8 protein-coding genes are annotated in these 11,039 nt (G+C 72.0%); 6 read left to right on the top strand and 2 right to left on the bottom strand.

The window, feature by feature from the left end; translation table 11 throughout:
* Positions 1-71 precede the first annotated feature (71 nt).
* The gene (locus BM198_RS19835; RefSeq protein ID WP_074971865.1) at positions 72-3,176 is read right to left on the bottom strand and encodes a transglycosylase domain-containing protein; all 3,105 of its coding nucleotides are present in this window, start codon (positions 3,174-3,176) and stop codon (positions 72-74) included.
* A 161-nt stretch (positions 3,177-3,337) separates the two neighbouring features.
* Between BM198_RS19835 and BM198_RS19830 the strand changes: the two genes are divergently transcribed.
* Positions 3,338-4,036, top strand: coding sequence for a class I SAM-dependent methyltransferase (locus tag BM198_RS19830; protein ID WP_074971864.1), 699 nt, complete (start codon positions 3,338-3,340; stop codon positions 4,034-4,036).
* Here BM198_RS19830 and BM198_RS19825 read toward each other — a convergent pair.
* A complete protein-coding gene (locus tag BM198_RS19825) occupies positions 4,018-5,181 on the bottom strand; it encodes an OpgC family protein (protein ID WP_074971863.1) in 1,164 nt (387 codons plus the stop codon). The genes BM198_RS19830 and BM198_RS19825 overlap by 19 nt on opposite strands.
* Positions 5,182-5,342: 161 nt before the next feature.
* Here BM198_RS19825 and BM198_RS19820 point away from each other — a divergent pair, with 161 nt between their 5' ends.
* From BM198_RS19820 to BM198_RS19800, 5 genes are all read left to right on the top strand, one after another.
* Positions 5,343-5,903 carry a cysteine hydrolase family protein gene (locus BM198_RS19820; RefSeq protein ID WP_074971862.1) on the top strand — a complete coding sequence of 187 codons (561 nt, stop codon included), beginning with the start codon at positions 5,343-5,345 and terminating at the stop codon, positions 5,901-5,903.
* Positions 5,896-6,717 (top strand): aldo/keto reductase, encoded by an 822-nt coding sequence (locus tag BM198_RS19815; protein ID WP_074971861.1) that lies wholly within the window; start codon positions 5,896-5,898, stop codon positions 6,715-6,717. Before BM198_RS19820 ends, BM198_RS19815 begins: the two co-directional genes overlap by 8 nt.
* A 109-nt stretch (positions 6,718-6,826) precedes the next feature.
* Positions 6,827-7,600: an efflux RND transporter periplasmic adaptor subunit gene (locus BM198_RS19810; RefSeq protein WP_394328348.1), complete on the top strand. Its 774-nt coding sequence runs from the start codon at positions 6,827-6,829 to the stop codon at positions 7,598-7,600.
* Positions 7,597-8,916 (top strand): efflux RND transporter periplasmic adaptor subunit, encoded by a 1,320-nt coding sequence (locus tag BM198_RS19805; RefSeq protein WP_074971859.1) that lies wholly within the window; start codon positions 7,597-7,599, stop codon positions 8,914-8,916. The genes BM198_RS19810 and BM198_RS19805 overlap by 4 nt, the downstream gene beginning before the upstream one ends.
* Positions 8,913-11,009, top strand: a complete 2,097-nt coding sequence (locus BM198_RS19800) for an efflux RND transporter periplasmic adaptor subunit (RefSeq protein ID WP_208275672.1) — start codon at positions 8,913-8,915, stop codon at positions 11,007-11,009. Before BM198_RS19805 ends, BM198_RS19800 begins: the two co-directional genes overlap by 4 nt.
* Positions 11,010-11,039: the final 30 nt, after the last annotated feature.

Genomic DNA, 11,039 nt, shown 5'->3' with positions numbered 1-11,039 from the left:
AACCCGCTTGCCCTCGGGCTTTCCAACTCCTCCGCCCTGCCGTCCACAGGCCGGCAACGCGGCCTTCATCGCTACAACTGCCTCACCCCCAACGCCGTCTGCGGCCCCTGGCACAAGGTGGCACGCCCAGGCTCCAGGTAGGGCTGCAGCAACGGCGCCATGCCTTTCATCACCTGTACCGGCAACGCCGAGGTGAAGCGGAACCCCGAGGCTTCGTCGCCGGCCACGTACGCGGTCAGCGTGCCGAAGTGGCGTGGGCCCAGGTAGAACACGAAGGTCGCGGTGCGGTTCAGCGCCCGCGAGGCGAGCACCTGGCCGCCCCGGCCGAAGGTCTGCAGGCGGTTGTCGCCGGTGCCGGTCTTGCCGCCCATCACCAGCGGCTGGCCATCGGGCTGGCGGAAGGCACCCTGCAGGCGTCGCGCCGTGCCGCCTTCCACCACCTGGGCGAGGGCGCCGCGCAGGGCGGCGGCCACCTCGGAGGGCATCACCCGCCTGCCGCCGCCGGTTTCGTGCAGCACCCGGGTTTCGTAGGGGGTGTCGGCGGCGAAGTGCAGGTCGTCCAGGCGCACCGTCGGCAGGCGCACGCCGTCGTTGACGATGATCCCCATCAGCTCCGCCAGGGCCGCCGGGCGGTCGCCGGAGCTGCCCAGCGCGGTGGCCAGCGACGGCACCAGGTGGTCGAACGGGTAGCCGAGCTGACGCCAGTGCTGGTGGATGTCGAGGAAGGCCTCCACCTCCAGCATGGTGCGGATGCGCGAGTCCCGGGCGTTCTTGCGCTGGGACTTGAACAGCCAGCCGTAGACCTCGCGGCGTACCTCGCCACTGGCCTCCACCGCCTCGCGGAAGCTCGCCTGCGGGTGGCCCTGCAGGTAGGCCAGCAGCCACAGCTCAAGCGGGTGCACGCGGGCGATGTAGCCCTGGTCGTTGAGGTCGAAGGCGCCCGGCCCGTAGCGGTCGTACAGCTCCGCCAGGCGCTTGTCGCCTAGGGCTTCGCCGGGCAGCCGCGCGCGCATGAAGGCGGCGAAGGTGGCGCGGTCGGCCTGGGGCTGCAGGTAGCGGTGGATCGCCGCCAGCCGGGCGGGCCAGGGGTTCAGCCCGTCGAGGAAGGTGGCCATGCGGGCGTCGGCGTCCTTACCCTTGTACTTGTTCCAGAAGCGCAGCAGGTAGGTCTGGCTCTCGCGGGACACGAACAGGTCCAGGTAGCCCTGCCGGCGCGGGTCGCGGTCGTCCCGCAGCAGGGCGGCCTTGTCGCCGTCGGGGCGGTAGATGGCGTGGCGCACCAGATCGCGCAGCAAGCGCACGAAGGGCAGGTTGATGGATTCGCGCAGGGCCTCGCGCAGGGTCGGGGTGCGGCCGTTGTCCTCGCGACGGAAGTTGCCGAAGGTGTGCATGCCGCCGCCGGTGAAGAAGCTCTCCGCCGGGCTGGCGGAGTAGGTGCGCTCCAGCGCGGCATCGAGCATCGGCGCCAGGCGCACGTCCGGGTGGCTGGCCAGGTAGTCCAGCGCCCAGCGGCTGAGCACGTCCTGCGGGTCCACGTCGACCGCGCGCAGGGCCTTGGTGTCGAGCCCGGCGTAGCGCTGGTGCAGGCGGGCGACGAAGTCCAGGTAGGTAGCCAGCACCCGCAGCTTGGCGGTGGAGCCCAGCTCCAGCTTGCTGCCTTCGTTGATGTCGAAGGGCTGGTCGGTGTTGTCGGTCTGCACCCGCACCTGGTTGCCCGCCGGGGTGCGCTCGAAGAGGGTGAAGCTGTAGCGCACGTCGCGGGTCTTCTCCGCCGTCAGCATGCGCTCGCCGAGCAGCCCGGCCTGTTGGGCGAAGGCGGGTTCGGCAAGGTCGTGCAGGTAGGTGGTGACGGCCTGCTGCAGCTCGCCCTGGAGGCTGGTGCGGGCGCCTAGGTCGAGGCGGTCGAGGTCGTACAGCGGCATCTGCAACAGGCTCGACAGCCGGGTGCGGGCCAGGCTGATGCCCTTGTTGCCGTCCACCCGTGCCAGCGCCGGGTCCTGTTCCAGATCGCGGAAGGCCAGCCGTGCGCCGAGGGCGGCGTCCCGCAGGGCGGGCTGCAGCACCCCGGCGCCGGCCAGCAGGCGCAGGTGGCTGTCGGTGAGGGCCTCCAGCTCGTCGCGGCCGCGCCCGAGGTAATGGGACGGGCGCCGCTGGGCGATCATCAGCGCCACCGCCTCGCGCAGGGCCAGGCCCCGTTCGGCCAGGCCGCCGGGCTCGTCCTGGGGCTGGCCCAGCAGGCGGTTGCTGCGCTCGAAGTCGGCGCCGAACCACACCCGCAGCCCGTCGGCCAGGCCGTGCACCTCGCCGTGGCCGGGGGCGGCGGAGAGCGGCACGCTGTTGAGGTAGTCCTGCACGATGCGGCGCCGCGCCGGCAGCGTCTCCGGCCCGCCCTGGTAGGCGCGCACGCTGGCCGAGGCCATCTGCAGCAGCTTGTCGCGGGCCGAGAGGGTCAGCCCGGCGGGGGAGTGGCGGTACTTCTCCAGTTGGGTCGCCAGGGTGCTGCCGCCGGCGCTCTGGCCGGGCACGTCCAGCACCTTGCCGGCCTGGGTCAGGGCGGCCTTGGCGAAGCGCGGCCAGTCCACCGCCGGGTTGGCCAGGGGCGAGGCGTCCAGCAGGTGGCGGTTCTCGATGAACAGCAGGCTGCTCACCAGCAGCGGCGGGATCTCGTCGAAGGCGCCGTAGAGCTGTTGCGGATAGCGGAAGCTGTACAGCGGTTCGTTGCGGCAGTCGCGGATGTCCAGCCCGGCCTGGACCTTCTCCCGGTAGGGCGGGAACAGCCCGTGCTGGGTGTATTCCAGCAGCGCCGGGGAGAAGCGCACCTGCTGGCGGATCTCGTAGCCGCGCTGTTCCAGGCGCTGCAGCATGGCCGGCAGGTGGGCGTAGCCCAGGCGCTTGTCGAAGGGGCCGTCGTGGGGGAAGAGGATGGCCGGGCTGGGCCCGTCGCCGAGGCGGTAGTCCAGGGTGGCGGCGTAGCGGCTGATCTCGCGGGATTGCAGCCAGGCGTGGCGCATTTCCTCGCGGGCCAGCAGCGCCAGGATCACCGCCACCAGCAGCAGGAACAGCCACACGGCGAGGCGGTGACGGCGTCGGCGGGCCCGGCGGCGCGCGATCACCGGGTCCAGGCTGTGCGAAGACAACCGGGTCGATGACGCGTGGGACTGCCAGGCAACGCCCATGATCGAGAACCCGCCTCAGGTGACTGCTCTCGCTGCAAGCGTAGTCCGTCGCGGCGCACCTGGCGGGCAATGGGGCCGGTGCGCCGATCATCGGCCGCCGGCCATGGGCAGGGTGGGGCGCGCTGTGCTTTCATTCGCGCGTTTTCCCGCGAGCGAGCGCCATGACCGATTCGACGAGCCAACGTATCCGTGACAGCTGGCGGGCCAATGCCCAGGCCTGGGTCGACGCCGTGCGCAGTGGCCGCATCGAGAGCCGCCGCCTGGTCACCGACCAGGCAGTGCTGGATGCGGTGCTCACGCCCCGGCCGCGCCGGGTGCTCGACCTGGGCTGCGGCGAAGGCTGGCTGTGCCGCGAGTTGCTCTACCGGGGGATCGATTTCGTCGGGGTGGACGCGTCCTATGAACTGATCGAGGCCGCCCGGCAGGCCCATGGCAACCAGGGCATCGGCCAGTTCGTGGCGGACGATTACCGGGTCGTGGAGATGGACTACAAGGTCTACGGCCAGTACGACCTCATCGTCTGCAACTTCTCCCTGCTGGAGGAGGACCTGAGGCCGATCCTCGCTACCCTGATACGCCTGCTCGAGCCCCGGGGGCGGGTGGTGATCCAGACCGTCCACCCGATGACCGCCTGCGGGCCGGAAGGCTACCGGGACGGCTGGCGCCTGGAGACCTTCGCCAGCATGGGCGAGGGCTTCCGCGAGCCGATGCCCTGGTATTTCCGCACCGTCCATGGCTGGTTCAACCTGGTCACCGACGCCGGCTTCCGGCTGGAGCGGCTCAGTGAGCCGTGCCACCCGGAAACCGGCATGCCGCTGTCGCTGCTGATGGAGCTGCGGGTTCAGGACGCCGCCGCGTAGGGCGTGGCGCCGTAGCCACGGGCGGCCAGCGCCGGCTTCGGCGGCTGCCGCTGGCCGAGCCGGTCGATCAGGTCCAGCCAGCCGGCCAGGGCCACCATCAGCAGCACACCGGCGCAGGCCAGGGCCACCTGGCCCACGGCCCCCATCCGGTAGAGGGTGGCCAGGGCATCGGCCAGCGGCGCCAGCAGCACGCTCAGGCAGAACACCTCCAGCGAGTGCCGCCCCATGCGCACCACCTCCCGTGCCGGCCAGCGCTGCAGCCAGGTGCCGCCCGGCAGCAGGCACGCGGTGCAGTAGGCGAGGGCGAGGAAGTGCAGCAGGCGCAGGGGCGAGAGGTCGGTCTTGTCCAGGGGGTAGATCACCCGCGCCACCGCGTCCGGCATCCAGGCATCGTGCAGGCCCGGCACCTTCCAGCTCAGCGCCAGCGCCGCGCTGGCCGCCAGGTACAGCAGGCAGCCGGCCAGCAGCGTGCCGCGCCAGGCCGGGGCCAGGTTCGGGACCGGGTGGCGCTGGGCGTGCAGGGCCGCCGCGCCGCCGAGGACGAAGAGGAACTGCCAGGCCAGCGGGTTGAAGAACCATTCGCCGCCCGGGTGCGCCGTCAGGTTCCAGTAGGGCGCGCCCAGGTACGCCAGCGCCGACAGCGCCACCGTGGTGCGCGGGTGGCGCAGCAGCAGCGGCAGCACCAGTGGCCAGCCGGCCAGCAGCACGATGTACAGCGGCAGCGGGTCCATCAGGTTGGGCTTGAAGCGCAGCAGCAGTTCGTCGATCAGCGCCTGCTGCGGGTTGGCCAGGAAGTAGTCCAGGCCCATCTCGTCGATGAAGTCGCGCCCGCCCACCTGGGCGTTGGCGAAGAACACCATCCCCATCAGCACCGCCAGCAGGAAGATGTGGGCGATGTACAGCACCCAGGCGCGACGCAGGATGCGCAGGCAGGCCACGCCATAGCCGTCGCGCTGCAGCAGCTTGCCGTAGGCCAGCAGCGCCGCGTAGCCGGCCAGGAAGACGAAGATCTCCGCCGCGTCGCTGAGCCCCACGTTGCGCGGCGTCACCGCGCCCAGGGGGTTGTGGGGGATGTGGTCCCAGAAGATGAACACCAGGGCCAGTCCACGGAAGAAGTCGATGCGGAGGTCGCGTCCTGTCTGCATGGCGGCGTACTCGGGCGGGCGGCAAGAGGCCGGAAAGGGGTCCTGAAGCTGTGACCGGGGCAGGGGGTGGAGTTTCCGCCGCGCAGACCAGCGGTCGTCTTTACCGGGGCGGCGCCAGCCGGCACTATCGCCAGCCACACCCTCCCTCCCAAGGAACGACGATGAGCAAGGCATTGCTGGTGGTGGACGTGCAGGCGGGGCTGTTCTTCGCCGACCCGGAGCCGTGGCGCGCCGCCGAGTTGATCGCCACCATCAACCGCCTGGCCGACCGCGCCCGCACCGCCGGCGCCCCGGTGCTCTACGTGCAGCACGACGGTGAGGCGGGCAGCGAGCTGGAACCCGGCTGCATCGGCTGGCAGCTGCACCCGGGCCTGGAGCGCGCGCCCCTCGACCCGGTGGTGCGCAAGACGGCCTGCGACGCCTTCTTCGAGACCCCGCTCAAGGCCACCCTGCAGGCCCTGGGCGTCACCGAGCTGGTGGTGGTGGGCTACGCCACCGAGTTCTGCGTCGACACCTCCGTCCGCCGCGCCACCAGCGAGGGCTTCAGCGTCACCCTGGTCAGCGACGGCCACACCACCAAGGACCGCCCGCACCAGCGCGCCGAGGCCATCGTCGAGCACCACAACTGGGTCTGGGCCCAGTTCATCCAGCCGCGCCATCCGCTGCGCCTGGCGCCGGCCGACTCCATCCGCTTCGAACCCGAGGAGGCGCCCCATGCGTGAGATCACCTTCCCCGACGGCACCCGCGTGCCGGCCATCGGCCAGGGCACCTGGCACATGGGCGAGCGCGCCGACCAGCGCCCCCGTGAAGTGGCCGCCCTGCGCCAGGGCCTGGAGCTGGGCCTGAGCCTGATCGACACCGCCGAGATGTACGCCGAAGGCGGCGCCGAAACGGTGGTGGGCGAAGCCATCGCCGGGCGTCGCGACCAGGTGTTCCTGGTCAGCAAGGTCTACCCCTGGAACGCCAGCCGCCGGGGCATCCCCCAGGCCTGCGAACACAGCCTGCGGCGCCTGGGCACCGACCACCTTGACCTGTACCTGCTGCACTGGCCCGGCGAGCACCCGCTGGAGGAGACGGTGGACGCCTTCGAGCAGTTGCGCGAGCGCGGGCTGATCCGCCGCTGGGGCGTGTCCAACTTCGACGTTGCCGACCTCGACGCGCTGCCCCCCGGCTGCGCCGCCAACCAGGTGCTCTACAACCCCGAGGCGCGGGGCATCGAGTTCGACCTGCTGCCGCGCCAGCAGGCCGAGGGCCTGCCGCTCATGGCCTACTGCCCCGTGGGGCAGGGTGGGGCGCTGCTGCGGGATGCGGCGCTGCTGGAGGTGGCCCGGCGCCACGGCGCCAGCCCCGCCCAGGTGGCCCTGGCCTGGGCCCTCCGCCAGGACGGGGTGATGGTGATCCCCAAGGCGGTGGAGGCCAAGCACATCGAGCAGAACGCCGCCGCCCACGCCCTGCGCCTGGACGCGGAGGACCTGGCACGGATCGACCGCGCCTGGCCGGCCCCCACCCGCAAGCGGTCCCTGGCGATGGTGTGACGCTTCGTCCTCGGCGGAGGAATCTTTCCGACACCCGATTCCTATTGTCCGAGCGCTCTCCTAGACTCTGCTCCACTTGGAATCTAGGGACAGACCTATGAAGCACCTGATGTACGGGCTGGCGGGTTCGCTGGCGTTGGCAACCGCCGCCTGGGCTGACGAGCCCCCCGCCCACGATCCGTTGCTGGATGCCCCTGCACCCTCCACCGCCGCCGCGTCGGCCCCCTCGCCACGGGGCGTGCTGCGGGCCCGCAACCAGGCGGTGCTGTCCAGCGAGCTGGCCGGGCGCATCGTCGAGATGCCCTTCGCCGAAGGGCAGTCGTTCAAGGCCGGTGACGTGCTGGTGCGTTTCGACTGCAGCGCCTACCAGGCCCAGCTCACCGCCTCCAACGCCGCCACCCGCGCCGCCCGCGAGGAGCTGAAGAACAAGCAGCAGCTGGCCGCCCTCAACTCCGTCGGGCGCTTCGAAGTGGCCCTGGCCGAGGCCCGCCAGGCCCAGGCCCAGGCCGAGGCGCAGGTCTACCAGGTGCAGGTGCAGCGCTGCCAGGTGAAGGCCCCCTACGACGGCCAGGTGGTCAACCGCCGCGTGCAGCCCCATGAAAGCGTGCCCGGCGGCGCGCCGCTGCTGGAGGTGGTGGACAACCGCACCCTGGAGATCCACCTGCTGGTGCCCTCGCGCTGGATCGGCGCCCTCAAGCCGGGCCAGCCCTTCGAATTCATCCCCGACGAGACCGGCAAGCCGCTCAAGGCCGTGGTCAAGCGCCTGGGCGCGCGCATCGACGAAGGCAGCCAGACGCTGCTGCTGATCGGCGGCCTGCCCGAGGATGCGCCGGGCCTGGTGGCCGGCATGAGCGGCAGCGCGCGCTTCCCGGAGGCGCGATGAACGCACCGGTGCCCGGTTTCGCCGAGCGCGTCTTCGCGGTGTTTCTCGGCCTCCAGGCCCAGGCCCGGCAGGCCGCCACGACCGAGCAACTGGCCTTCGCCATGGTCAACGATGGCCAGGGCCTGTTCGGCTACCGCCACGCCGCGCTGCTGGTCGCTGGCAAGGTCAGCGCCCTCACCGGCATCAGCGTGGTGGAACCCAACGCCCCCTTCGTTGCCTTCGTCGAACGGGCGGCATCCCAGCGCCTGGCCGCCGGCCTGCTGGGCGAGCCTGGCGTGGTCGACCCCGCCAGCCTGGACGAGAGCAGCCGTGACGACTGGCAGGCACTGTCCGCGCCCCATGCCTTCTGGCTGCCGCTGAAGGATCGCCAGGGCGCCGTGTTCGGCGGCCTGTGGATCGCCCGCGACACCCCCTGGAGCGAGGCCGAGCAGGCCCTGCTGGTGCAGCTGGGCGGCACCTACGGCCACGCCTGGCTGGCCCTGCAGCCGCGCAAGCCCTGGCGCCTGCGCTGGCCGAAGAAGAAGCTCCTGGCCCTGGCCGCCGCGCTGGCCCTGGTGCTGCTGGTGCCGGTGCGCCAGTCGGTGCTGGCGCCCGCCGAAGTGGTGCCCCTGGGCGGCCGCGTGGTGGCCGCGCCGCTGGACGGGGTGATCGCCGAATTCCTTGTCAAGCCCAACCAGAGCGTCGCCGCCGGTGACCTGCTGGTGCGCTTCGACGCCACCACCCTCAAGGCCCAGGCCGACGTCGCCGAGCGCGCCCTGGGAGTGGCCGAGGCGGAGCTGAAGGCCAACAGCCAGCGCGCCTTCGCCGACGCCGAATCCAGCGCGCGCATCGACCTGCTGGCTGCCCGCGTGGAGCAGAAGCGCGCCGAGCGCGACTACGCCAGGCAGCTGCTGGCCCGCAGCGAAGTCCGCGCCGAGCGCGCCGGCATCGCCGTGTTCGCCGATGCCGAGCGCCTCACCGGCAAGCCGGTGCAGACCGGCGAGCGGCTGATGCAGATCGCCGACCCGGCCCAGGCCGAACTGCGCATCGAGCTGCCGGTGGGCGACGCCATCGCCCTGGAGCCCGGCGCCGAGGTGGCGCTGTTCCTCGACAGCGACCCGCTCAACCGCCACGACGCGCGCCTGGAGCGTGCCGCCTACGAGGCCCAGGCCACCGCCGCCGGGCAACTGGCCTACCGCCTCGACGCGGCCTTCGCCGATACCCCGCCGCGCATCGGCCTGCGCGGCACCGCCAAGCTGTTCGGCGCCCGCGCGCCGCTGGCCTATTACCTGCTGCGCCGGCCCCTGGCGGCGCTGCGCCAGAACCTGGGGTTGTGATGCTGCCGGCCCTGCGTTCCGACCTGCAGCTGTCCGCCGCTGCGCCAACCCGCGAGGGCGCGCCGCAATGGACCCTGGCCGACCCGCTGCGCGGCCGCTATTTCAAGCTCGGTGCGGCGGCCGTGCGCTTGCTGCGCCACTGGTCCCTGGGCGACCCCCGCGCGGTGCTGGCGGCGGCCAACGCCGAGCCGGGCGCGCCCCTCGGGGCCGGTGAGCTGGAGCAGATGCTGCGCTTTCTGCGCGGGCACGACCTGATCGCCGCCCTCGACCCGGAGCAGCGCGCCAGCTACAGCCTCAAGCGCGCCAGCACGCGCCACAGCCTGTGGCAGCAGGTGCTGCACCAGTACCTGTTCTTCCGCATCCCGCTGTGGCGGCCGGACCGCTTCCTCAACCGCGCCTGGCCGGTGCTGGAGCGCAACGGTCCCTGGCTGCTGCGGCGCGGGCTGCCGGTGATTCTGCTGCTCGGGCTGTTCCTGGTGGCGCGGGACTGGGAACGCTACCTGGCCACCTTCCCGCACCTGTTCAGCCTGGGCGGTGCCCTGGCCTTCGGCATCGCGCTGACCTTCGCCAAGCTCTGTCACGAGTTCGGCCACGCCTTCATGGCCAAGCGCGCCGGCTGCCGGGTGCAGAGCATGGGGCTGGCCTTCATGGTGCTGTTGCCGATGTTCTACACCGACGTCAGCGATGCCTGGCGGGTGCAGGACCGCCGCTCGCGCCTGCTGATCGGCGCCGGCGGGGTGCTGGCCGAACTGGTGCTGGCGGTGCTGGCGCTGCTGGCGTGGTCGCTGCTGCCGGACGGGCCGGCGCGCACCGCGGCCTTCATGCTCTCCAGCGCCACCTGGATCACCACCCTGGCGATCAACCTCAACCCCTTCATGCGTTTCGACGGCTACTTCCTGCTCAGTGACCTGTGGGAGGTGGAGAACCTGCAGAACCGCGCCTTCGCCTTGTGCCGCTGGCGCCTGCGCGAGGCGCTGTTCGGCTACGGCGAGCCGGCCCCCGAGCCCTGGCCCGAGGCCATGCGCCGGCGCCTGCTGGTGTGGGGCTACGGGGCCTGGATCTGGCGTGCGGCGCTGTTCTTCGGCATCGCGCTGACGGTGTACCACCTGTTCTTCAAGGTGCTGGGCATCTTCCTGATGCTGGTGGAGCTGGTGTGGTTCATCGGCCTGCCGATCTGGAAGGAGTTCGGCGAATGGTGGCAGCGGCGCGACCAGGCCGACCCGCGCAAGGTGCTGCTCACCGGCTCGGCCCTGGGGCTGGTGCTGCTGGCGCTGCTGGTGCCCTGGCGCAATGCGGTGGACGTGCCGGCCATGCTGGAGGCTTCGCGCACCGGCACCCTGCACGCGCCTATCGGTGCACGGGTCAAGGCGGTGCGGGTGAAGGACGGCGACACGGTGGAGCAGGGCGCCCTGCTGGTGGAGCTGGAATCCCCGGACCTGGACGCGCGCCAGGGCATCGTCCGCCGCGAGATCGACATCCTCCAGCTGCAGTTGCGACGCCAGGCCGGGCGCAGCGAGACCGCCGCCGAGACCGGGGTGATCGAGCAGCAGCTGGCCGAGGCCGTGGCCGAGTACCGCGGCCTGGCCGCCCAGCGTGAGCGCCTGCAGTTGCGCGCGCCCCTGGCCGGCGTGGTGCGCGACCTGCCGCCGGACCTGGTGGTGGGCCGCTGGCTGCACAGCGGCGAGACCCTGGCGCGGGTGATCGCCCCCGGGTTGCGCCTGCGTGGCTACCTGGCCGAGGAGAACCTCTGGCGGGTGGCGCCGGGCACCGAGGGCCGTTTCATCGCCGACGACCCGGCGCGGCCGGCCCTGCCGGTGCGCCTGGATGAGGTGGACACCACCGGCGTCGCCTTCCTCGAACTGGAGGCGCTGGCCTCCGACCACCACGGCCAGGTGGCCGTGCGACGCAATGCCCAGCAACGCGCCGAGCCGGTGCAGGCGCAGTATGGCGTGCGCCTCAGCCTGCTGCAGGACCTGCCGCCCCCCGACCAGCCGCTGCGCGGCGTGGTGGTGCTGGAGGGCAGCCGGCAATCGCTGCTGGGCTTCGCCTGGCGCCGCATGGCGGCGTTGGGGGTGAGGGAAAGCGGTTTCTAGCCCATCAATCGAACGGACAGTCTGCCAGGA

This window comes from Metapseudomonas otitidis (genome assembly GCF_900111835.1).
Lineage (GTDB): Bacteria > Pseudomonadota > Gammaproteobacteria > Pseudomonadales > Pseudomonadaceae > Metapseudomonas > Metapseudomonas otitidis.
This window is presented reverse-complemented; position numbering and strand designations above follow the sequence as displayed.